The organism is Pseudomonas sp. MWU12-3103b (assembly GCF_023100615.1).
Lineage (GTDB): Bacteria > Pseudomonadota > Gammaproteobacteria > Pseudomonadales > Pseudomonadaceae > Aquipseudomonas > Aquipseudomonas putida_A.
In genome coordinates this window covers 26,364-46,567 of sequence record NZ_JALMEY010000005.1, presented here as the reverse complement: position 1 = coordinate 46,567, position 20,204 = coordinate 26,364, and the positions used below count along the sequence as shown (strand labels likewise).

Here is a 20,204-nt window from a genome sequence, read left to right as displayed (position 1 = left end):
TTCCAGACAATAAACATCAGTGATTAATCAGAAATACACTCCCCACCCGGCACAACGCTTGCGACCACCACCTCATCAGCGATGTCGACATGCCGAAAAAATCTCACGCGTGAGCCATTGATGGCATTTTGAATTGGTTGTAGTGTGGCTCACGCGTGAGATGTTCATAACGGAGTCATTGCCATGAAAAGTCGCTCCCCCACCGTTGCATCAGAGAGCCCACAGGGAGAGCGCTCGAAACCGTCCGCGAAAAAGCCGTCGAGCTTCTACATGAAGCAGATGCGCGCGGGCCTGGCTGCCGCCGGTTATGTGAAACACGAAACTTGGGTACTTCCGGAAAACCGAAGCTTGCTCAAGCAGATGGAGCAACAGCTACGCCAACCGATTCTGGCTGGCTCATTCATGTCGGAGAATTACATGAGCGCAGGCAACAACTGGAACATCGATAGCCTCTTCAACGCCCTCAAGGCACTGGACGAGGTGGCTTCGCACGAGATCACGCTGTCTCTGATCCAGAGCTCCGAACCCAGCATCAAGCTGGAAATGAACGAATTCGGCGGTCTGCCGATTCACATCGCTGTGGCCGGTCAGCAGATCATCGTCGACACCGTGCTGGTGGACATCGATTCGATCACTGACGTGCGCGCCTTCAACGACGCCGTGCTGCGCAGCCGGGAAATGTTCCCGCTGTCGTCGATCGGTATCGAGTCGATGCCTAACGGCCAGACCGTTTACAACATGTTTGGCGCCCTCAGCGCCGACTCGAGCCTGACCAACGTCGTCACCGAGGTGAAAACCCTGGTCGACAACGTGCAGCGCGCGAGCGAAGCCTTCGAACACTTCTTCAAGTAATCAACAGGGAATATCCAATGACTCAGTCCATCTGGAGCAAGTTGTTCACCGCGCTGCGCGGCGGCGCCAATGAAGTCGGCGAAGCGATCGTCGACCAACAGGCCCTGCGCATCCTCGACCAGGAAATCCGCGACGCCGACACCGCGCTGTCGAATGCCCGCCGTGAGCTGGTCACCATCATGGCCAAGCACAAGCTGGCCGCTGATCGCGTGAGCGAGTACGACGCCAAGATCAAGGATCTGGAAGCCAAGGCGGTTTCAGCGCTGAACGCCGGCCGCGAAGACCTGGCGATGGAAGTGGCTGAAGCGATTTCGACCCTGACCAACGACCTGACCGCCGAGAAAGCCCAGAGCGACGAATTCGGCACCTACGCCGAAAACATGCGCAAGGACATCAGCAAGGCCGAGTCGCGGATCAAGAGCCTGCGCCAGCAGGTGGACATGGCCAAGGCCCGTGAAAGCGTGCAGAAAGCACAGGTCAGCGCATCCATCGCCAGCGGCGGCGCCAATGGCAAGCTGGAAACCGCGGTGGGCACGCTGAACCGTCTGCAGGCCAAGCAGCAGCAACGCGCTGCCGAGCTGAGTGCCGCCGATGAATTGGCTGACGCTTCGACCGGCAATGACCTGGAACGCAAACTGCGCGACGCCGGCATCACGCCGAACGAAGGCAGCGCCAATGCGATCCTCGAGCGTCTGAAGCAGAAGTCCGCGCAGTAAGCGTTTGCACAAAACCTGTGGGAGCGGGCTTGCTCGCGAAAGCGGTTTGTCAGTCGTTACTTTAGCTGCCTGACACACCGCCTTCGCGAGCAAGCCCGCTCCCACATGGTTTACGGCGTGTCGTTCGTCGCCCGGCCCGGTACACTGGCGGCGTTTTTTACGACGAACACCTCCACCCGCCTCAAGGAATGTACCCATGGGATGGTTCAAAGACTTGCTGGGTACCAGCAACTGGCAGACCGCTGCGCCAACGCCAACCGTTGCCAATGGCCCACTCGGGATGGCACAAGGCAAAGGTGTGCGATTCGATTCGACTCTGGCCTTGCTGCTCGATGGCAGCACCTCGGTGCAGGTTCCAGCGGCAGAGGCAATCTGGAGCGCCGGCTGGATCGACCTCGGCCAATCCAACAAGCTGCATCGCTACTACCTCAATAACGAAGACTTCTGGCTGCAGATCCACGTCACCGGTGACGACCAGATCGAGTCGGTCACCCTGTTCAACTACCTCAGCTACGTGACCGTCAACAGTGACGCCGAGCTGCAGCGCCTGGCCGGCCCCGAAAGCCCGATCGGCCTGCCGATCTATACCCACGACGGCGTCCAGTACAGCCGCGAATGGGGCACCGAACAAGGCCAGACCGAACTCGTACCGATGACCGAACATGTGGTCAACCCGGACGAGAGCTACACCATCGAACACCACTCCATGCTTTACGCGCGCGAGACCGGCCTGACCGATCGCCGCGAACTGCTGCTGTTCTCCGTCGAACAGGACGAGGAAGGCACCGTCAGCCTGAGCACCTCGCTGGGCATTTCGCTGTACACGACTGATTTGAGCACCATTTAAATAAGGAAGTTTTCCATGCTGGAAGTGCTGGCCGTTTCCCTGAACAAGACCGCACTGGTCGGTTTCGTCGTCTACCTGATCGGCGCCGTGCTGCTGTTCATGCTGTTTCAGTTCGTCTACACCCGCATCACGCCACACAAGGAGTTCGAGCTGATTCGCTCCGGCAACATCGCTGCCGCCATCGCTCTGGCGGGCGCGATCATCGGCTTCGCGATTCCGGCCAGCAACGTGATCGCGTTTTCGGTCAACGTTCTCGATTTCGTGCTGTGGGCGGTGATTGCTGCGGTGGTGCAGCTGCTGGCCTTTCTCGCCACGGGGCTGGTGCTCAAGGGCACGTCGCAGCGTATCGCCAACGGTGAAATCGCTTCGGGTATCTATGTGGCCGCAGTGGCCATCAGCGTCGGCATGCTTAACGCCGCGTGCATGACCCCGTCCAACTGATCGGCAGGAAGCCTTCGATGAAACGCAGCAAGTACGTTCAACTGTCTCTCGCCGCTTCGGTGGCGCTGGCGATTTCCGGCGAGGTTGCCGCGCAGGAGCAGCAACGCTTCCAATCTGTCGAGGAGTGCGTCGGCGCCGAAGTGGCCGCCGACGTCTGTTCCAACGCCTACGTCGCGGCATTGACCGAACATCGACGTATTGCGCCGGCCTACGATGACAAGGCCAAGTGCGACGCAGACTTTGCCGCCGACTGGTGCCAGAAAAACTCCGATGGCCGCTTCGTGCCGAAGCTCGGCGGCTTCAAGGTGCCGCAGAACGACGAGGCGCCACAGGACCTGAATGCGCTTGCCAATGCGCAGATGCCTGCCGGTGAAGCCGCCGCCGCCCAGAACGTACAAAGCACTTCGCACTCGTCCGGCGGCGGCAACGGTTGGCTGACGGGCTGGCTGATCGGCAATGCGATGAGCAACAACGCCAATCGCACGGTCTATCGCGATCGCGATACGCGCCAGACCTACAACACCTCGGCGCAGTACCGCAAAATCGAATCGGCACCGGGTACCCGCACCGACACCCGCTACGACAGCACCCGGAGCAAACCGGTCAACGTCGCTTCGTCGACGTCCCGCGGCGGCTTCGGCAGCCAGTCTTCCGCGCGCAGCGGTTGGGGCGGCTGGGGCAGTTCGAGCAGCTGATCATGAAAAAGATCCACTGCGCCGAGCGCCCCGACTGGAAACAGACTGCCGAAAGCCTCGGTTTTCTGTTCCACACCATCGACGACGAGCCGTACTGGGACGAAAGCGCCTACTACCAGTTCACGCTCGCGCAGATTGAAAACGATCTGGAGGATCCGACCACCGAACTGCACGAGATGTGCATGGACCTGGTCGACCGTGTGGTGCACAGCGAAGAGCTGCTGGATCGCCTGAGCATCCCAGCGCCGTACTACGACATGATCCGCACGTCCTGGCTGGAAGGTCATCCGCATCTGTACGGGCGTATGGACTTTTCCTACAGCGGCAACGGCCCGGCAAAGCTGCTGGAACTCAACTACGACACGCCGACCAGTCTCTATGAGGCGGCGGCATTTCAGTGGGGCTGGCTGGAGCAGTGCATCGAGCGCGGGATGCTGCCGCGCCATGCCGACCAGTTCAACAGCATCGATACCAAGCTGCACCAGGCGTTTGCCGAGTTGCAGCTCAAGCGGCCGTTCTACTTTGCGTCGATGAAAGACTCGGTCGAAGACAAGGGGACCACCGACTACTTGCGCCTGATCGCGGAAAAGGTCGGTTTCGAATCCCGGCACATCGACATCGAAGACATCGGCCTGACCGCCGAGGGTCGCTTCGTCGACCTTGAGGATCGTTGGATCCCGCACCTGTTCAAGCTGCATGCCTGGGAATTTATTTTCCACGAGCCATTCGGTGCAGCAATCGCCGAAAGCGATACGCAGTTCTTCGAACCGGCGTGGAAGTCGATCCTGTCGAACAAAGGCGCGCTGCCTTTGCTGTGGGAGCTGCACAAGGGGCATCCGAATCTGCTCGCGGCGCACCTTGATCCGAATCCGGCCAGTGCGGTGCCCAAGGGCTGGGTACGCAAACCGTACTTCTCCCGCGAAGGCGCGAATATCGAACTGCAAACGGCAGAAGGTCTGATCGTCAAAGAAGACGGGCCCTACACCGATGCGCCATTCATCCTGCAGGAATTTGCGCCATTGCCGAAGTTCGACGACAGCTACACGCTGATCGGCTCGTGGGTGATTGGTGATCAGGCGGCGGGGATCGGCGTGCGCGAAGACAACAGTCTGATCACCAAGGATTCAAGCCGGTTTCTGCCGCACCTGATCCTCGACTGAAACACACACCCGCATTTGTGGGAGCGGGCTTGCTCGCGAAAGCGGACTGCCATTCAACAAATGCTTTGACTGACCCGACGCCTTCGCGAGCAAGCCCGCTCCCACAGGAGATCAGTAGTAATCGCGGACCTTGCGCCACAAAAAAGGCCCGTCGTGTTGAACGACGGGCCTTTTTTATTCAGCGTGGATGCAGCAGCGAATCAGAACGGGATATCGTCATCGAAGCTGTCGAAATCCGGAGCCGGTTGCGGTGCAGCCTGCTGTGGAGCCGGGGCTGGACGCTGTTGCGGAGCCGACTGCTGCGGACGCGGAGCCTGTTGGCGTGGCGCCTGCTGCTGGTAGTTGTTGCCACCGCCTTGTTGGTCGCCCTGTTGTGGACGGCCGCCGAGCAGTTGCATGGTGCCTTGCATGTCGACCACGATTTCTGTGGTGTAACGCTTGATACCGTCTTTTTCCCACTCGCGGGTCTGCAGCTTGCCTTCGATGTACACCTGCGAGCCTTTACGCAGGTACTCGCCGGCGATTTCCGCAACCTTGCCGAACATCGAAACACGGTGCCATTCGGTCTTCTCGACCTTTTGACCGGTTTGCTTGTCGGTCCACTGTTCGCTGGTTGCCAGACTCAGGTTGGTCACGGCGTTACCGTTAGGCAGGTAGCGAACTTCGGGATCCTGGCCGCAAGTGCCGACCAATATGACTTTGTTAACCCCACGGGCCATAACGTTCTCCTAGGCTTCGCAAGCAGCCCCGGCCGGGTTGTTCACCAGGCGTTCGAGGGTGTCGCGATCCACTAATTCTTTGTCCAGTTTGATGTAAACAGCCGCTTCATCAGCAACTATCACTGCATCTGTTACCCCTACGAGGGCCTTGAGGCGCTCGACCAGACCCGCTTCGCGGATCGCCTCGGGCGACAACGGCAAGCGCAGGCTCGTCACGTAGGGAGGTTCGCGCATGGTAACAGCAAAGGCCAGCCAGATGGCAGCCAGACCCGCACATCCAAGGAACACAACCGACAGACCGCCATGCTGAAACAGCCAGCCGCCAAGTATCCCGCCGAGCGCCGAACCGAGGAACTGGCTGGTGGAATACACGCCCATGGCCGTGCCCTTCCCGCCTGCCGGTGAAACCTTGCTGATCAGCGACGGCAACGAAGCTTCCAGCAGATTGAACGCGGTGAAGAACACCACCGTACCGATCACCAGAGCCCGCAAACTGTCACCGAACTGCCAGAAGAATAGCTCAGTGAACATCAGCGTCAGGACGGCGCCGAGCAAAATTCGTTTCATTTTGCGTTTCTTCTCGCCATAGATGATGAACGGGATCATGGCGAAGAAAGAGATCAGTAGCGCAGTCAGATAAACCCACCAGTGCTGCTCCTTGGGCAGCCCGGCCTTTTCCACCAGCGCCAGCGGCAGGGCGACGAAGCTCGACATCAGCATCGCGTGCAACACAAAAATGCCCAAATCCAGGCGCAGCAGATCCGGATGTTTGAGCGTCGGCATCAAGGCCTGACGCGCCACGCCAGACTCTCGATGGCTCAGCGGCCCGGTGGATTTCGGCACCATGAACATCACGATGACGATCCCGAACAGGGCCATGCCGCCAGTGGCGAGGAACAGTCCGGACAGGCCGAACGCGCGGGTCAGCAACGGCCCGACCACCATGGCCACGGCGAACGACAGACCGATGGTCATGCCGATCATGGCCATGGCTTTGGTACGGTGCTGTTCACGGGTCAGGTCGGAAAGCAGTGCCATGACCGCAGCGGAAATCGCCCCGGCGCCCTGCAGGATGCGTCCGGCAATCACGCCCCAGATCGAATCGGCCTGAGCCGCCAGCACACTGCCAAGGGCGAAGACCACCAGCCCGAGGAAAATCACCGGCCGCCGGCCGATACGGTCGGAAATGATCCCGAACGGAATCTGGAAAATCGCCTGGGTCAGGCCGTAAGCGCCAATCGCCAGCCCGATCAGGGCCGGGGTCGCTCCCGCCAGGTCCATGCCGTAGGTCGCCAGTACCGGCAACACCATGAACATGCCAAGCATACGGAAGGCGAACACCAGGGCCAGACCGCTCGCTGCGCGGGTCTCGCTGCCACTCATGCGTTCGCTGTGGGGATCGTGCATGGAAAAACCTCGTGTGAACCGGCGGCGATTCTACCAGTCCCATCGAAAGACGGGGTATATCGCGACGCTATGACGCGTATAGATGAAACTCTCTTCATGCAAGGTAAAAAACCCTTCGTTTGATAGTGTGCATCCATCCAGTATTTGCCCGTATACTCCTACGTTTTCGACGCCCGCCGAGCGAGGCCACTTTGGACAAGATCCTGATACGTGGGGCCCGTACCCACAACCTGAAGAACATCGACCTGACCCTGCCACGGGACAAACTGATCGTCATCACCGGCCTGTCCGGATCCGGCAAGTCGTCCCTGGCCTTCGACACGCTGTACGCCGAAGGTCAGCGCCGCTATGTCGAATCCCTGTCGGCCTACGCCCGACAGTTCCTGTCGATGATGGAAAAACCCGACGTCGACACCATTGAAGGTTTGTCGCCGGCGATCTCCATCGAACAGAAGTCGACCTCGCACAACCCGCGTTCCACGGTCGGCACCATCACCGAAATCTACGACTACCTGCGTCTGCTGTATGCACGTGTCGGTACGCCGCGTTGCCCGGATCACGACATTCCGCTGGAAGCGCAGACCGTCAGCCAGATGGTCGATCTGGTGCTGGCACAACCGGAAGGCAGCAAGCTGATGTTGCTGGCGCCGGTTATTCGCGAACGCAAAGGTGAACACCTTTCGGTTTTTGAAGAGCTGCGTGCCCAAGGCTTCGTCCGCGCCCGGGTCAACGGCCGCATTTGCGAACTTGATGAACTGCCGAAACTGGATAAACAGAAGAAGCACTCGATCGATGTGATCGTCGACCGTTTCAAGGTCCGCGCCGACCTGCAGCAGCGTCTGGCCGAATCGTTCGAAACCGCACTGAAGCTGGCGGACGGCATTGCCTTGGTCGCGCCGATGGACGATGAGCCAGGTGAAGAGATGATCTTCTCCGCGCGCTTTGCCTGCCCGATCTGCGGCCATGCCATCAGCGAGCTTGAGCCGAAGCTATTCTCCTTCAACAACCCGGCCGGCGCCTGCCCGACCTGCGATGGCCTGGGCGTGAAGCAGTTCTTCGACATCAAGCGCCTGGTCAATGGTGAACTGACCCTGGCCGAGGGCGCGATCCGTGGCTGGGACCGGCGTAACGTCTATTACTTCCAGATGCTCGGCTCACTGGCCTCGCACTACAAGTTCAGTCTTGAGAAGCCGTTCAACGAGCTGACCGCCGAACAGCAGAAACAGATCCTGCATGGCAGCGGCTCACAGAATGTCGACTTCAAATACCTCAACGACCGCGGCGACATCGTCAAACGTTCGCACCCGTTCGAAGGCATCGTGCCGAACCTTGAACGTCGCTACCGCGAAACCGAATCGGCCAGCGTGCGTGAAGAGCTGGCCAAGTTTCTCAGCACCCAGGCTTGCCCGGATTGCCGCGGCACTCGTCTGCGCCGTGAAGCGCGGCACGTGTGGGTTGGCGAGAAAACCCTGCCGGCAGTGACCAACCTGCCGATTGGCGATGCCTGCGAATACTTCGGCGAGTTGAAGATGACAGGTCGGCGTGGCGAGATCGCCGACAAGATCCTCAAGGAAATCCGCGAGCGTCTGCAGTTCCTGGTCAACGTCGGCCTCGACTATCTATCGCTGGATCGCAGCGCCGACACCCTGTCCGGTGGCGAGGCGCAACGCATTCGTCTAGCGAGCCAGATCGGCGCCGGTCTGGTCGGGGTGCTGTATATCCTCGACGAACCGTCCATCGGCCTGCATCAGCGCGATAACGACCGGTTGCTCGGCACCCTCAAGCACCTGCGCGACATCGGCAACACGGTGATCGTGGTCGAGCACGACGAAGACGCGATTCGTCTGGCCGACTATGTGGTGGATATCGGGCCGGGCGCCGGGGTGCACGGCGGGCAGATCGTGGCTGAAGGCACGCCGGCCGAAGTCATGGCGCACCCGGATTCCCTGACCGGTAAATACCTGTCGGGGCGGGTGAAGATCGAAGTGCCGGCCAAACGCACGCCGCGTAACAAGAAGCTGACGCTGTCGCTCAAGGGCGCGCGCGGCAACAACCTGCGCAACGTCGATCTGGAAATCCCGATCGGCCTGCTGACCTGCGTGACCGGGGTTTCCGGCTCCGGCAAGTCGACGCTAATCAACAACACGCTGTTCCCGTTGAGCGCTACTGCACTCAATGGTGCGACCACGCTGGAAGCGGCCGCACATGACAGCATCAAGGGCCTGGAGCATCTCGACAAGGTCGTCGATATCGACCAGAGCCCGATCGGCCGTACGCCGCGTTCCAACCCGGCGACCTACACCGGGCTGTTCACACCGATCCGCGAACTGTTCGCCGGCGTGCCTGAGTCGCGCTCCCGTGGTTACGGCCCGGGGCGCTTCTCGTTCAACGTCAAGGGCGGTCGCTGCGAGGCGTGCCAGGGCGACGGCCTGATCAAAGTGGAAATGCACTTCCTGCCGGACATTTACGTGCCGTGCGATGTGTGCAAGAGCAAGCGCTACAACCGCGAAACCCTTGAGATCAAATACAAGGGCAAGAGCATCCACGAAACCCTCGAGATGACCATCGAGGAGGCGCGGGAGTTCTTCGACGCGGTACCGGCGCTTGCACGCAAGCTACAGACGTTGATGGATGTGGGCCTGTCGTACATCAAGCTCGGGCAGTCGGCAACCACGCTGTCCGGTGGTGAAGCGCAGCGGGTCAAGCTGTCACGCGAGCTGTCCAAGCGCGACACCGGCAAAACTCTGTATATCCTCGATGAGCCGACCACCGGCCTGCACTTTGCGGATATCCAGCAATTGCTCGACGTGCTGCATCGCTTGCGCGACCACGGCAATACCGTAGTGGTGATCGAGCACAACCTGGACGTGATCAAGACCGCCGACTGGCTGGTGGATCTGGGGCCGGAGGGCGGCTCCAAGGGTGGTCAGATCATCGCCACCGGTACGCCGGAGGAAGTGGCCGAGATGAAGCAATCTCACACCGGTCATTACCTCAAGCCATTGCTGATTCGCGATCGGGCCTGATCTCCGGGCATGAAAAAGCCCCTGTCACTTCAACCGTGACAGGGGCTTTTTTGTGTCTGTGCAATCAGGTGTGAGATTGCAGGTAATTCTCGAGACCGATGAGCTTGATCAGGCCCAACTGCTTTTCCAGCCAGTAGGTGTGATCTTCTTCAGTGTCGTTGAGCTGAACACGCAGGATTTCGCGACTGACATAATCCTTGTGCTGCTCGCACAACTCAATGCCTTTGCACAGAGCGGCGCGGACTTTGTACTCGAGACGCAGATCTGCTTCGAGCATCTCCGGGACGGTGGTGCCGACGTCGAGATCGTCCGGGCGCATGCGCGGTGTGCCTTCGAGCATCAGGATCCGGCGCATCAGTGCGTCGGCGTGACCGGCCTCTTCTTCCATCTCGTGGTTGATTCGTTCGTAGAGCTTGGTGAAACCCCAGTCCTCATACATCCGCGAGTGAACAAAATATTGGTCACGCGCGGCCAGTTCGCCGGTCAGCAACGTGTTGAGGTAATCGATTACGTCTGGGTGGCCTTGCATCGCCCTACATCTCCCTGCTTGAAAGTCTGTAGTTTGAACCAAGCTGACCGGAAGGTCACCCCGTTTCGCGCAATAAAAGCGAAGATATTCTGAGAAAACCAGCCTAAATAACGCAAAAACCGCCCCAATGAGGGCGGTTCTGCTTCTCGTTTAGACTTCGTTAAGCTGTACGTCGAGCAGCTTTGCGATTGCTTCTCCATACGCCGGATCGGCCTTATAGAAATGCTGCAACTGACGATCAACCACATCAGGTGAAACACCGCTCATGGCGCCGGCAATATTGCTGACCAGCAAGGCTTTCTGCTCGTCACTCATCAGACGGAACAGCGCACCGGCGTGGCTGTAGTAATCGGTGTCTTCGCGATGATCGTAACGGTCAGCAGCACCGCTCAATGCCAGTGCAGGCTCGGCGTAGTGCGGAGCTTGCTTCGGTGATTCAATGTAGCTGTTCGGTTCGTAGTTAGGTGCTGCACCACCATTGCTGCCGAAGGCCATCGAGCCGTCGCGCTGGTACGTATTCACCGGGCTGCGCGGCGCATTCACCGGTAATTGTTGGTGGTTTGTGCCCACGCGATAGCGATGTGCATCGGCGTAGGCGAACACGCGGCCTTGCAGCATGCGATCCGGCGACAGACCGACACCTGGCACCATGTTGCTCGGACCGAATGCGGCTTGCTCGACCTCGGCAAAGTAGTTCAGCGGGTTGCGGTTCAGCTCCAGTTCGCCGACTTCGATCAGCGGAAACTCCTTTTGCGACCAGGTCTTGGTCACGTCGAACGGGTTCTCGTAGTGCGCTGCAGCCTGAGCCTCGGTCATGATCTGAATGCATACGCGCCATTTCGGGAAATCGCCACGCTCGATGGCTTCGAACAGATCACGCTGAGCGTAATCCGGATCGGTACCCGCCAGGCGCGCAGCATCGGCTGGTGCCAGGTTCTTGATGCCCTGCTTGGTTTTGTAGTGCCACTTCACCCAGTGACGCTCACCTTTGGCATTGATCAGGCTGTAGGTGTGGCTGCCGAAGCCGTGCATATGGCGATAGCCGTCGGGAATGCCACGATCCGAGAACAGAATGGTCACTTGATGCAGTGCTTCCGGCGAATGCGACCAGAAGTCCCACATCATCTGGGCGCTTTTCAGGTTGCTCTGCGGCAGACGTTTCTGCGTGTGGATAAAGTCGGGAAACTTCAGTGGATCACGAATGAAGAAAACAGGGGTGTTGTTGCCAACGATGTCCCAGTTGCCCTCTTCGGTGTAGAACTTGAGGGCGAACCCACGTGGATCACGTTCAGTGTCAGCCGAGCCACGTTCGCCGCCTACAGTGGAGAAGCGCAAGAACGTTGGCGTTTGCTTGCCCACGGCCTCAAACAGTTTGGCGCTGGTGTATTCGGTGATATCACGGGTCACGGTGAACGTACCGTAAGCACCCGAGCCCTTGGCGTGCACGCGGCGCTCAGGAATGTTTTCACGGTTGAAATGGGCAAGCTTCTCGATCAGATGAAAATCGTCGAGCAGCAGCGGGCCACGGGGGCCGGCGGAGCGAGAATTCTGGTTATCGGCGACAGGTGCGCCACTGGCGGTCGTAAGCGTTTTGATCTGGCTCATACGGTCTTCTTCCTCTGTCAGTCTTGAAACTGCCGGCTAATCGGCTTGCTGGGAAGTATTGATCATCGATGAGACACCTACAAATTCATTAACTTGCAGTCATCGATAGATAATTACTAATTATGTTTCCCTGCACATAGTGGCAACACAACAATGTCAGAAGCTTGTACGAACAGCGCATTTCTTGCGGGCACAAAAAACCGGGCACTAGGCCCGGTTTTTCGTTTCAGACTGACGTCTTACTCGGCGGATACAGCTTCGCCAGCAGTAGCACGATCAACCAACTCGACGTACGCCATAGGCGCGTTGTCGCCAGCGCGGAAGCCGCACTTGAGGATGCGCAGGTAGCCACCCTCACGGGTAGCGTAACGCTTGCCCAGGTCGTTGAAGAGCTTACCAACGATAGCTTTCGAACGAGTACGGTCGAAAGCCAGACGGCGGTTAGCCAGGCTGTCTGTCTTGGCCAGAGTGATCAGCGGCTCGGCAACGCGGCGCAGTTCTTTGGCTTTTGGCAGAGTAGTCTTGATCAGCTCGTGCTCGAACAACGACACCGCCATGTTCTGGAACATGGCCTTGCGGTGCGAGCTGGTGCGGCTCAGGTGACGCCCACTTTTACGATGACGCATGGTTCATTCCTTACCAAACACTACGTTCGGTGATTACGACGATCAGGCAGTCGCCTTGTCGTCCTTCTTAAGACTTGCAGGCGGCCAGTTGTCGAGGCGCATGCCGAGGGACAGACCGCGGGAGGCCAGAACGTCCTTGATTTCAGTCAAGGATTTCTTGCCCAGGTTCGGAGTCTTCAACAGCTCTACTTCGGTACGCTGAATCAGGTCGCCGATGTAGTAGATGTTTTCCGCCTTAAGGCAGTTAGCCGAACGTACAGTCAGTTCCAGATCGTCAACCGGGCGAAGCAGGATCGGATCGATCTCGTCTTCCTGCTCGACAACCACTGGCTCACTGTCACCTTTGAGGTCGACGAACGCAGCCAACTGCTGTTGCAGGATGGTTGCAGCGCGGCGGATAGCCTCTTCAGGATCCAGGGTACCGTTGGTTTCCAGATCAATAACCAGCTTGTCCAGGTTGGTACGCTGCTCGACACGGGCGTTTTCCACCACGTATGCGATACGGCGAACCGGGCTGAACGAAGAGTCGAGCTGCAAGCGACCAATGCTGCGGCTTTCGTCTTCATCGCTCTGACGCGAGTCGGCTGGTTCATAACCACGACCACGAGCTACGGTGAGCTTCATGTTCAGGGCGCCGTTAGACGCCAGGTTAGCGATTACGTGATCGGGGTTAACGATCTCGACATCATGATCCAGCTGAATATCGGCAGCGGTAACCACCCCCGAACCCTTCTTCGACAAGGTCAGCGTAACTTCGTCACGACCGTGCAGCTTGATGGCCAGACCTTTAAGGTTCAACAGGATTTCAATTACGTCTTCCTGTACACCTTCGATGGCGCTGTACTCGTGGAGCACACCGTCAATCTCGGCCTCGACTACTGCGCAGCCGGGCATTGAGGACAACAGGATGCGGCGCAGCGCGTTGCCCAGGGTGTGGCCAAAACCACGCTCGAGAGGCTCGAGAGTGATCTTGGCGCGGGTTGGACTGACAACCTGCACATCAATGTGGCGGGGTGTCAGGAACTCATTTACCGAAATCTGCATGGATGCACCTATTTTCTAGCCCTTACTTGGAGTAGAGCTCGACAATCAGGCTTTCGTTGATGTCGGCGGACAGATCACTGCGAGCAGGAACGTTCTTGAAAACGCCCGACTTCTTCTCAGTGTCTACTTCTACCCATTCTACGCGGCCACGTTGGGCACACAGATCGAGAGCTTGGACAATGCGAAGTTGGTTTTTTGCTTTCTCGCGAACTGCGACCACGTCACCAGCACGAACCTGATACGACGGAACGTTTACGGTCTGACCGTTAACGCTGATCGACTTGTGCGATACCAGCTGACGGGATTCGGCACGAGTCGAGCCAAAGCCCATACGGTATACAACGTTGTCCAGACGGCATTCGAGCAGTTGCAGCAGGTTTTCACCGGTTGCACCTTTCTTGCCAGCAGCTTCTTTGTAGTAGCCGCTGAACTGACGCTCGAGAACGCCGTAGATACGACGGACCTTCTGCTTTTCACGCAGTTGGGTGCCGTAGTCGGACTGGCGACCGCGGCGTTGGCCGTGGATACCAGGTGCTGCTTCAATGTTGCACTTCGATTCGATCGCGCGCACGCCGCTCTTCAGGAAGAGATCGGTGCCTTCGCGACGAGCGAGTTTGCATTTTGGACCAATGTAACGAGCCATTCTTTACAATCTCCTGGATTACACGCGGCGCTTCTTCGGCGGACGGCACCCGTTGTGCGGGATTGGCGTCACGTCGGTGATGCTGGCGATCTTGTAGCCACAGCCGTTCAAAGCGCGGACTGCGGATTCACGACCTGGACCTGGACCCTTGACGTTAACGTCGAGGTTTTTCAGGCCGTATTCCAGCGCAGCTTGACCAGCACGCTCAGCAGCTACTTGAGCAGCGAACGGGGTGGACTTGCGGGAACCGCGGAAACCCGAACCACCGGAGGTAGCCCAGGAAAGAGCGTTACCTTGACGGTCGGTAATGGTCACGATGGTGTTGTTAAAAGAAGCATGGATGTGGGCGATGCCATCAACCACTGTCTTTTTAACTTTTTTACGAGGACGAGCAGCAGGTTTTGCCATGATTAAATTCCTGTCGATTCGCTGGGGCGATTACTTGCGGATCGGCTTACGCGGACCTTTACGGGTACGCGCGTTGGTCTTGGTACGCTGACCGCGTACTGGAAGACCGCGACGATGACGCAGACCGCGATAGCAACCGAGGTCCATCAAGCGCTTGATTTTCATGTTGATTTCGCGACGCAGGTCACCTTCAGTGGTGAACTTCGCCACTTCGCCACGCAGCTGTTCAATTTGCTCGTCGCTCAGATCTTTGATCTTTGCTGCTGGGTTTACCCCAGTGTCTGCACAGATTTTCTGCGCAGTAGTGCGACCGACACCATAGATGTAGGTCAGCGAGATAACAGTATGCTTGTTATCTGGAATGTTAACGCCTGCAATACGGGCCATTCAGTGGGACTCCAATTGACAGCTACCTACGCCCCGGAAGCCAAGAAATAGGGCGCGAGATAATATCGCTGTAATAACAAATAATCAACCCGGCAGCGCACTAGCTGCCGGGCTTGAAGCACAATCACACTCAGCCTTGGCGCTGTTTGTGACGCGGTTCCGCGCTGCAAATTACTCGAACAACACCTTCGCGGCGAATAATCTTGCAGTTACGGCACAGCTTTTTCACCGATGCACGAACTTTCATCACCAACTCCTCGAACCTTATGGGTACTCAGCGCAACATGCCGCTGCCGTAACCCTTCAGGTTGGCTTTCTTCATCAGGGATTCGTACTGGTGCGAAACGAGGTGCGATTGTACTTGGGACATGAAGTCCATCACAACCACGACCACGATCAGCAACGAGGTCCCGCCAAGGTAGAACGGAACGTTTGCTGCAACCACCAGGAATTGGGGCAACAGGCACACGGCCGTCATGTAAAGAGCACCGAACATGGTCAAGCGAGTCAGAACGCCATCAATATAGCGTGCAGACTGCTCACCTGGACGGATGCCCGGAATAAAGGCACCGGACTTCTTCAGGTTTTCCGCTACGTCTTTCGGATTGAACATCAACGCCGTATAGAAGAAGCAGAAGAAAATAATCCCTGCACTAAACAGCAGAATATTCAACGGCTGACCAGGAGCGATCGACTGCGAGATGTCCTGCAACCAGCCCATACCTTCAGACTGACCAAACCAGGCACCCAACGAAGCCGGGAACAGCAAAATGCTGCTCGCGAAAATAGCCGGAATAACACCGGCCATGTTCACCTTCAGCGGCAAGTGGCTTGTCTGCGCAGCAAAAACCTTGCGGCCCTGCTGACGCTTGGCGTAGTGAACAGCGATACGACGCTGGCCACGCTCAATGAACACCACGAAACCGATAATCGCTACTGCCAGCAAACCGATGGCAACCAAGGCGAAGATATTGATATCACCCTGACGCGCAGACTCGAAAGACTGCCCGATTGCTCTCGGAAGACCGGCGACGATACCCGAAAAAATCAACATCGAGATACCGTTGCCTACACCACGCTCAGTAATCTGCTCACCCAGCCACATCATGAACATCGCACCAGCCACAAAAGTGGATACCGCGACGAAATGGAAGCCAAAGTCACCAGTGAACGCAACGCCCTGCCCCGCCAGACCAATGGACATGCCAATAGCCTGAACGAGAGCGAGGACGACGGTGCCGTAGCGGGTGTACTGGCTGATCTTGCGACGGCCAGCTTCACCTTCCTTCTTCAACTGCTCCAGCTGCGGGCTGACGGCGGTCATCAATTGCATGATGATCGATGCCGAAATGTACGGCATGATCCCCAGTGCAAAGATGCTCATCCGTTCCAGCGCGCCGCCGGAGAACATGTTGAACAAGCTAAGAATGGTCCCCTCATTCTGTCGAAACAGGTCTGCGAGTCGGTCCGGGTTGATACCTGGAACCGGGATGTGTGCGCCTATTCGGTAGACGATAATCGCCAGGAACAGAAAACGCAGACGAGCCCAGAGTTCAGACATACCGCCTTTGCCGAGCGCAGAGAGAGCACCTTGCTTAGCCATTTATTCCTCGAACTTGCCGCCAGCTGCTTCGATAGCCGCACGCGCACCTTTGGTGGCGCCGATTCCCTTGCCGATAGTGACAGCGCGAGTCACTTCACCGGACAGCATGATTTTCACACGCTGTACGTTGACGTTGATCACGTTGGCATCTTTCAGGGACTGCACGGTGACGATGTCGCCTTCCACTTTGGCCAGCTCGGACAGACGCACTTCTGCGCGGTCCATGGCTTTCAGGGAAACGAAACCGAACTTCGGCAGGCGACGATGCAGCGGCTGTTGACCGCCTTCAAAGCCTGGAGCAATAGTGCCACCGGAGCGGGAGGTCTGACCCTTGTGGCCACGGCCACCAGTCTTACCCAAACCGCTACCGATACCACGGCCCGGACGATGCTTTTCGCGACGGGAACCCGGCGCTGGACTCAGATCATTGAGTTTCATCGATTAACCCTCGACACGCAGCATGTAGTAAGCCTTGTTGATCATCCCGCGATTCTCGGGAGTATCCTGGACTTCTACAGTGTGACCGATGCGACGCAGACCCAGACCCTTAACGCACAGTTTGTGGTTAGGGATGCGGCCGGTCATGCTTTTGATCAGCGTAACTTTAACGGTAGCCATGATCAGAAGATCTCCTTGACAGTCAGGCCGCGCTTGGCAGCGATGGACTCAGGAGATTGCATGGCTTTCAGACCTTTGAAAGTGGCGTGAACCACGTTTACCGGGTTAGTCGAGCCGTAGCACTTGGCCAGAACGTTCTGAACGCCAGCAACTTCGAGGACAGCACGCATAGCGCCGCCAGCGATGATACCGGTACCTTCAGAAGCAGGCTGCATGTACACCTTCGAAGCGCCGTGAGCGGACTTCATTGCGTACTGCAGGGTAGTGCCGTTCAGGTCAACTTGAATCATGTTGCGGCGAGCAGCTTCCATTGCCTTCTGGATCGCAGCAGGCACTTCACGCGACTTGCCACGGCCGAAGCCAACACGCCCTTTACCATCACCAACCACGGTCAACGCGGTGAAAGTGAAGATACGGCCGCCTTTAACGGTTTTGGCTACGCGGTTAACTTGAACCAGCTTCTCAATGTAGCCTTCGTCGCGCTTTTGGTCGTTATTTGACATAACTTAGAACTCCAGCCCAGCTTCACGAGCAGCATCAGCCAGCGCTTTAACGCGGCCATGGTACTTGAAGCCAGAGCGGTCGAAAGCCACTTGCGAGACGCCAGCGGCCTTAGCACGCGTAGCGACCAGCTGGCCAACCTTTGTGGCCGCGTCGATGTTGCCAGTGGCGCCATCACGCAGTTCTTTATCCAAAGTCGAGGCGCTTGCCAGGACTTTGTTGCCGTCGGCCGAGATGACCTGGGCGTAGATGTGCTGCGACGAGCGGAACACGCAGAGACGCACGACTTCGAGTTCGTGCATTTTCAGGCGTGCTTTGCGAGCGCGACGCAGTCGAGTAACTTTTTTGTCGGTCATTTGCTATGCCCTACTTCTTCTTGGCTTCTTTACGACGGACGACTTCGTCCGCGTAGCGCACACCTTTGCCTTTGTACGGCTCTGGTGGACGGAAGTCGCGGATCTCAGCGGCCACTTGACCTACCAGCTGTTTATCGATGCCCTTGATCAGGATATCGGTCTGGCTAGGAGTCTCAGCGGTGATGCCTTGCGGCAGTTCGTAATCCACTGGGTGCGAGAAGCCAAGAGCCAGGTTCAGCACCTGACCTTTTGCTTGCGCTTTGTAACCAACACCGACCAGCTGGAGCTTGCGCTCGAAGCCTTGGCTTACGCCTTGGACCATGTTGTTTACCAACGCACGCGTGGTACCGGCCATTGCGCGAGTCTGTTGATCGCCATTGCGAGCAGCGAAACGCAGCTCACCAGCTTCTTCAACGATCTCAACGGACGAATGGATGTTCAGTTCAAGAGTACCCTTGGCACCCTTCACCGAAAGCTGTTGGCCTGCGAATTTTACTTCGACACCGGCTGGCAGCTTAACGGGGTTCTTAGCGACGCGAGACATGCTTATCCCCCCTTAGAACACAGTGCAAAGAACTTCGCCGCCGACACCGGCAGCGCGCGCAGCACGATCCGTCATCACACCTTTGTTGGTGGAGACGATAGACACGCCAAGACCGCCACGAACTTTCGGCAGATCTTCAACGGACTTGTACTGACGCAGGCCTGGACGACTAACGCGCTTCACTTCCTCGATGACCGGACGGCCTTCGAAGTATTTCAGCGAGATGGACAACGACGGCTTAGCGTCGGTGGTGATCTGAAAATCCGCGATGTAACCTTCGTCCTTCAGGACTTTTGCTACAGCCACCTTCAACGTGGAAGACGGCATGCTTACGACAGACTTTTCAGCCATCTGGGCATTACGGATTCGAGTTAGCATGTCCGCTAACGGGTCCTGCATACTCATGGGCTAGACGCTCCTAATACAGAAAAATTAGCCTTGCGGCTACTACATGTCGCCGAGAAACTCCGGGCATGAAAAACACGGGCTCAGGCGAGCCGGTCATTCTAGACACACCCCAGAAATGAATCAAGCCCCAAAAGGGGCTTGATTCAGATTCAAGGCCACCGATGGTCAGGTTCTTGCGACCCTGACCATCAAGGCTTTGACAGCGATTACCAGCTGGCTTTAACCAGACCTGGAACGTCACCACGCATTGCCGCTTCACGCAGTTTGTTACGGCCCAGGCCGAACTTGCGGTAAACGCCGTGCGGACGACCAGTCAGGCGGCAACGGTTACGCATGCGCGAAGCGCTTGCGTCACGTGGTTGCTTCTGCAGAGCTACGGTAGCTTCCCAACGCGCTTCTGGACTTGCGTTCAGATCAACGATGATAGCTTTCAGCGCTGCACGCTTGGTGGCGTACTTGGCAACAGTGAGCTGACGCTTCAGCTCACGGTTTTTCATGCTCTTCTTGGCCATTTTCCTACTCCAATCAGTTGCGGAACGGGAATTTGAAAGCACGCAGCAGAGCGCGGCCTTCATCATCGTTCTTGGCAGTGGTGGTCAGGGTAATGTCCAGACCGCGGAGAGCATCGATCTTGTCGTAGTCGATTTCCGGGAAAATGATCTGCTCTTTCACGCCCATGCTGTAGTTGCCACGACCATCGAAGGACTTGGCATTCAGGCCGCGGAAGTCGCGAACCCGAGGCAGGGAGATCGACAGCAGACGATCCAGGAACTCGTACATACGCTCACGGCGCAGAGTCACTTTGACGCCGATCGGCCATCCTTCACGGACTTTAAAGCCAGCGATGGATTTACGAGCGTAGGTCACAACGACTTTTTGGCCGGTGATCTTTTCCAGGTCAGCAACAGCGTGCTCGATGACTTTTTTGTCGCCGATCGCTTCGCCCAGACCCATGTTCAGGGTGATTTTGGTAACGCGCGGAACTTCCATCACGTTCGAAAGCTTAAGTTCTTCCTTAAGTTTCGGAGCGATTTCCTTCCGGTAAATCTCTTTTAGTCGTGCCATGGTC

The 20,204-nt window shown here is 57.6% G+C and carries 26 protein-coding genes and 1 pseudogene; 7 read left to right on the top strand and 20 right to left on the bottom strand.

Annotated features, from left to right (window positions below; all coding sequences use genetic code 11):
- Window positions 1-270: 270 nt before the first annotated feature.
- The 6 genes from M0808_RS10315 to M0808_RS10290 all read left to right on the top strand — a co-directional run bounded on the left by M0808_RS10315 (window position 271) and on the right by M0808_RS10290 (window position 4,711).
- Complete coding sequence (locus M0808_RS10315) at window positions 271-852, top strand: YjfI family protein (RefSeq protein ID WP_230679397.1); 582 nt, start codon at window positions 271-273, stop codon at window positions 850-852.
- A 17-nt stretch (window positions 853-869) separates the two neighbouring features.
- Window positions 870-1,568, top strand: coding sequence for a PspA/IM30 family protein (locus M0808_RS10310; RefSeq protein WP_007966153.1), 699 nt, complete (start codon window positions 870-872; stop codon window positions 1,566-1,568).
- 196 nt (window positions 1,569-1,764) lie between these two features.
- Complete coding sequence (locus M0808_RS10305) at window positions 1,765-2,415, top strand: DUF2491 family protein (protein ID WP_247840964.1); 651 nt, start codon at window positions 1,765-1,767, stop codon at window positions 2,413-2,415.
- Window positions 2,416-2,430: 15 nt separating this feature from the next.
- A complete protein-coding gene (locus tag M0808_RS10300) occupies window positions 2,431-2,856 on the top strand; it encodes a DUF350 domain-containing protein (RefSeq protein WP_027614247.1) in 426 nt (141 codons plus the stop codon).
- A gap of 17 nt (window positions 2,857-2,873) precedes the next feature.
- Window positions 2,874-3,551, top strand: a complete 678-nt coding sequence (locus tag M0808_RS10295; protein WP_247840962.1) for a DUF1190 domain-containing protein — start codon at window positions 2,874-2,876, stop codon at window positions 3,549-3,551.
- 2 nt (window positions 3,552-3,553) lie between these two features.
- The gene (locus tag M0808_RS10290; protein ID WP_247840960.1) at window positions 3,554-4,711 is read left to right on the top strand and encodes a glutathionylspermidine synthase family protein; all 1,158 of its coding nucleotides are present in this window, start codon (window positions 3,554-3,556) and stop codon (window positions 4,709-4,711) included.
- Between the two features lie 15 nt (window positions 4,712-4,726).
- Here M0808_RS10290 and M0808_RS28560 read toward each other — a convergent pair.
- From M0808_RS28560 to M0808_RS10280, 3 genes and pseudogenes are all read right to left on the bottom strand, one after another.
- Window positions 4,727-4,816 (bottom strand): annotated as a pseudogene (locus M0808_RS28560) (metal ABC transporter ATP-binding protein); the annotation flags it as partial.
- Between the two features lie 95 nt (window positions 4,817-4,911).
- A complete protein-coding gene (locus M0808_RS10285; RefSeq protein ID WP_007966163.1) occupies window positions 4,912-5,430 on the bottom strand; it encodes a single-stranded DNA-binding protein in 519 nt (172 codons plus the stop codon).
- 9 nt (window positions 5,431-5,439) lie between these two features.
- Entirely contained in the window at window positions 5,440-6,837 is a 1,398-nt protein-coding gene (locus M0808_RS10280; RefSeq protein WP_139055401.1) for an MFS transporter, read from the bottom strand.
- A 191-nt stretch (window positions 6,838-7,028) separates the two neighbouring features.
- Here M0808_RS10280 and uvrA point away from each other — a divergent pair, with 191 nt between their 5' ends.
- On the top strand, window positions 7,029-9,863 hold the full coding sequence (gene uvrA / locus M0808_RS10275; protein WP_027614251.1) for an excinuclease ABC subunit UvrA: 2,835 nt from the start codon (window positions 7,029-7,031) through the stop codon (window positions 9,861-9,863).
- Window positions 9,864-9,927: 64 nt separating this feature from the next.
- Here uvrA and bfr read toward each other — a convergent pair whose 3' ends face one another.
- From bfr to rplE, 17 genes are all read right to left on the bottom strand, one after another.
- Window positions 9,928-10,392: a bacterioferritin gene (gene bfr / locus M0808_RS10270; RefSeq protein WP_003228714.1), complete on the bottom strand. Its 465-nt coding sequence runs from the start codon at window positions 10,390-10,392 to the stop codon at window positions 9,928-9,930.
- Window positions 10,393-10,542: 150 nt separating this feature from the next.
- Window positions 10,543-11,997, bottom strand: a complete 1,455-nt coding sequence (locus M0808_RS10265) for a catalase (RefSeq protein ID WP_027614253.1) — start codon at window positions 11,995-11,997, stop codon at window positions 10,543-10,545.
- A 239-nt stretch (window positions 11,998-12,236) separates the two neighbouring features.
- The gene (gene rplQ / locus M0808_RS10260) at window positions 12,237-12,623 is read right to left on the bottom strand and encodes a 50S ribosomal protein L17 (protein ID WP_003176402.1); all 387 of its coding nucleotides are present in this window, start codon (window positions 12,621-12,623) and stop codon (window positions 12,237-12,239) included.
- 42 nt (window positions 12,624-12,665) lie between these two features.
- Window positions 12,666-13,667 (bottom strand): DNA-directed RNA polymerase subunit alpha, encoded by a 1,002-nt coding sequence (rpoA, locus tag M0808_RS10255; RefSeq protein WP_003186012.1) that lies wholly within the window; start codon window positions 13,665-13,667, stop codon window positions 12,666-12,668.
- A 22-nt stretch (window positions 13,668-13,689) separates the two neighbouring features.
- Window positions 13,690-14,310, bottom strand: a complete 621-nt coding sequence (gene rpsD, locus M0808_RS10250; protein ID WP_003176404.1) for a 30S ribosomal protein S4 — start codon at window positions 14,308-14,310, stop codon at window positions 13,690-13,692.
- Between the two features lie 18 nt (window positions 14,311-14,328).
- The gene (gene rpsK / locus M0808_RS10245) at window positions 14,329-14,718 is read right to left on the bottom strand and encodes a 30S ribosomal protein S11 (protein WP_002555466.1); all 390 of its coding nucleotides are present in this window, start codon (window positions 14,716-14,718) and stop codon (window positions 14,329-14,331) included.
- A gap of 30 nt (window positions 14,719-14,748) precedes the next feature.
- The gene (rpsM, locus tag M0808_RS10240) at window positions 14,749-15,105 is read right to left on the bottom strand and encodes a 30S ribosomal protein S13 (protein ID WP_008374135.1); all 357 of its coding nucleotides are present in this window, start codon (window positions 15,103-15,105) and stop codon (window positions 14,749-14,751) included.
- 130 nt (window positions 15,106-15,235) lie between these two features.
- Window positions 15,236-15,352: a 50S ribosomal protein L36 gene (rpmJ, locus tag M0808_RS10235; protein WP_002555468.1), complete on the bottom strand. Its 117-nt coding sequence runs from the start codon at window positions 15,350-15,352 to the stop codon at window positions 15,236-15,238.
- Between the two features lie 27 nt (window positions 15,353-15,379).
- On the bottom strand, window positions 15,380-16,708 hold the full coding sequence (gene secY / locus M0808_RS10230) for a preprotein translocase subunit SecY (protein ID WP_003228718.1): 1,329 nt from the start codon (window positions 16,706-16,708) through the stop codon (window positions 15,380-15,382).
- Window positions 16,709-17,146, bottom strand: a complete 438-nt coding sequence (gene rplO, locus M0808_RS10225) for a 50S ribosomal protein L15 (protein ID WP_003228720.1) — start codon at window positions 17,144-17,146, stop codon at window positions 16,709-16,711.
- Between the two features lie 3 nt (window positions 17,147-17,149).
- Window positions 17,150-17,326, bottom strand: a complete 177-nt coding sequence (gene rpmD / locus M0808_RS10220; RefSeq protein WP_003176408.1) for a 50S ribosomal protein L30 — start codon at window positions 17,324-17,326, stop codon at window positions 17,150-17,152.
- Window positions 17,327-17,328: 2 nt separating this feature from the next.
- Window positions 17,329-17,829: a 30S ribosomal protein S5 gene (rpsE, locus tag M0808_RS10215; RefSeq protein ID WP_003176409.1), complete on the bottom strand. Its 501-nt coding sequence runs from the start codon at window positions 17,827-17,829 to the stop codon at window positions 17,329-17,331.
- A gap of 3 nt (window positions 17,830-17,832) precedes the next feature.
- Window positions 17,833-18,183, bottom strand: coding sequence for a 50S ribosomal protein L18 (gene rplR / locus M0808_RS10210; protein ID WP_003186037.1), 351 nt, complete (start codon window positions 18,181-18,183; stop codon window positions 17,833-17,835).
- 10 nt (window positions 18,184-18,193) lie between these two features.
- Window positions 18,194-18,727 carry a 50S ribosomal protein L6 gene (gene rplF, locus M0808_RS10205; RefSeq protein WP_007966176.1) on the bottom strand — a complete coding sequence of 178 codons (534 nt, stop codon included), beginning with the start codon at window positions 18,725-18,727 and terminating at the stop codon, window positions 18,194-18,196.
- A 12-nt stretch (window positions 18,728-18,739) separates the two neighbouring features.
- Entirely contained in the window at window positions 18,740-19,132 is a 393-nt protein-coding gene (gene rpsH / locus M0808_RS10200; RefSeq protein ID WP_007966178.1) for a 30S ribosomal protein S8, read from the bottom strand.
- 209 nt (window positions 19,133-19,341) lie between these two features.
- Window positions 19,342-19,647, bottom strand: a complete 306-nt coding sequence (gene rpsN / locus M0808_RS10195) for a 30S ribosomal protein S14 (protein WP_003228726.1) — start codon at window positions 19,645-19,647, stop codon at window positions 19,342-19,344.
- 13 nt (window positions 19,648-19,660) lie between these two features.
- Window positions 19,661-20,200: a 50S ribosomal protein L5 gene (rplE, locus tag M0808_RS10190; protein WP_003210069.1), complete on the bottom strand. Its 540-nt coding sequence runs from the start codon at window positions 20,198-20,200 to the stop codon at window positions 19,661-19,663.
- Window positions 20,201-20,204 lie beyond the last annotated feature (4 nt).

Coding starts and splice junctions, on each gene's coding strand:
- M0808_RS10315 (WP_230679397.1), top strand. CDS start 271: ATGAAGCAGATGCGCGCGGGCCTGGCTGCCGCCGGTTATGTGAAACAC.
- M0808_RS10310 (WP_007966153.1), top strand. CDS start 870: ATGACTCAGTCCATCTGGAGCAAGTTGTTCACCGCGCTGCGCGGCGGC.
- M0808_RS10305 (WP_247840964.1), top strand. CDS start 1,765: ATGGGATGGTTCAAAGACTTGCTGGGTACCAGCAACTGGCAGACCGCT.
- M0808_RS10300 (WP_027614247.1), top strand. CDS start 2,431: ATGCTGGAAGTGCTGGCCGTTTCCCTGAACAAGACCGCACTGGTCGGT.
- M0808_RS10295 (WP_247840962.1), top strand. CDS start 2,874: ATGAAACGCAGCAAGTACGTTCAACTGTCTCTCGCCGCTTCGGTGGCG.
- M0808_RS10290 (WP_247840960.1), top strand. CDS start 3,554: ATGAAAAAGATCCACTGCGCCGAGCGCCCCGACTGGAAACAGACTGCC.
- M0808_RS10285 (WP_007966163.1), bottom strand. CDS start 5,430: ATGGCCCGTGGGGTTAACAAAGTCATATTGGTCGGCACTTGCGGCCAG.
- M0808_RS10280 (WP_139055401.1), bottom strand. CDS start 6,837: ATGCACGATCCCCACAGCGAACGCATGAGTGGCAGCGAGACCCGCGCA.
- bfr (WP_003228714.1), bottom strand. CDS start 10,392: ATGCAAGGCCACCCAGACGTAATCGATTACCTCAACACGTTGCTGACC.
- M0808_RS10265 (WP_027614253.1), bottom strand. CDS start 11,997: ATGAGCCAGATCAAAACGCTTACGACCGCCAGTGGCGCACCTGTCGCC.
- rplQ (WP_003176402.1), bottom strand. CDS start 12,623: ATGCGTCATCGTAAAAGTGGGCGTCACCTGAGCCGCACCAGCTCGCAC.
- rpoA (WP_003186012.1), bottom strand. CDS start 13,667: ATGCAGATTTCGGTAAATGAGTTCCTGACACCCCGCCACATTGATGTG.
- rpsD (WP_003176404.1), bottom strand. CDS start 14,310: ATGGCTCGTTACATTGGTCCAAAATGCAAACTCGCTCGTCGCGAAGGC.
- rpsK (WP_002555466.1), bottom strand. CDS start 14,718: ATGGCAAAACCTGCTGCTCGTCCTCGTAAAAAAGTTAAAAAGACAGTG.
- rpsM (WP_008374135.1), bottom strand. CDS start 15,105: ATGGCCCGTATTGCAGGCGTTAACATTCCAGATAACAAGCATACTGTT.
- rpmJ (WP_002555468.1), bottom strand. CDS start 15,352: ATGAAAGTTCGTGCATCGGTGAAAAAGCTGTGCCGTAACTGCAAGATT.
- secY (WP_003228718.1), bottom strand. CDS start 16,708: ATGGCTAAGCAAGGTGCTCTCTCTGCGCTCGGCAAAGGCGGTATGTCT.
- rplO (WP_003228720.1), bottom strand. CDS start 17,146: ATGAAACTCAATGATCTGAGTCCAGCGCCGGGTTCCCGTCGCGAAAAG.
- rpmD (WP_003176408.1), bottom strand. CDS start 17,326: ATGGCTACCGTTAAAGTTACGCTGATCAAAAGCATGACCGGCCGCATC.
- rpsE (WP_003176409.1), bottom strand. CDS start 17,829: ATGTCAAATAACGACCAAAAGCGCGACGAAGGCTACATTGAGAAGCTG.
- rplR (WP_003186037.1), bottom strand. CDS start 18,183: ATGACCGACAAAAAAGTTACTCGACTGCGTCGCGCTCGCAAAGCACGC.
- rplF (WP_007966176.1), bottom strand. CDS start 18,727: ATGTCTCGCGTCGCTAAGAACCCCGTTAAGCTGCCAGCCGGTGTCGAA.
- rpsH (WP_007966178.1), bottom strand. CDS start 19,132: ATGAGTATGCAGGACCCGTTAGCGGACATGCTAACTCGAATCCGTAAT.
- rpsN (WP_003228726.1), bottom strand. CDS start 19,647: ATGGCCAAGAAGAGCATGAAAAACCGTGAGCTGAAGCGTCAGCTCACT.
- rplE (WP_003210069.1), bottom strand. CDS start 20,200: ATGGCACGACTAAAAGAGATTTACCGGAAGGAAATCGCTCCGAAACTT.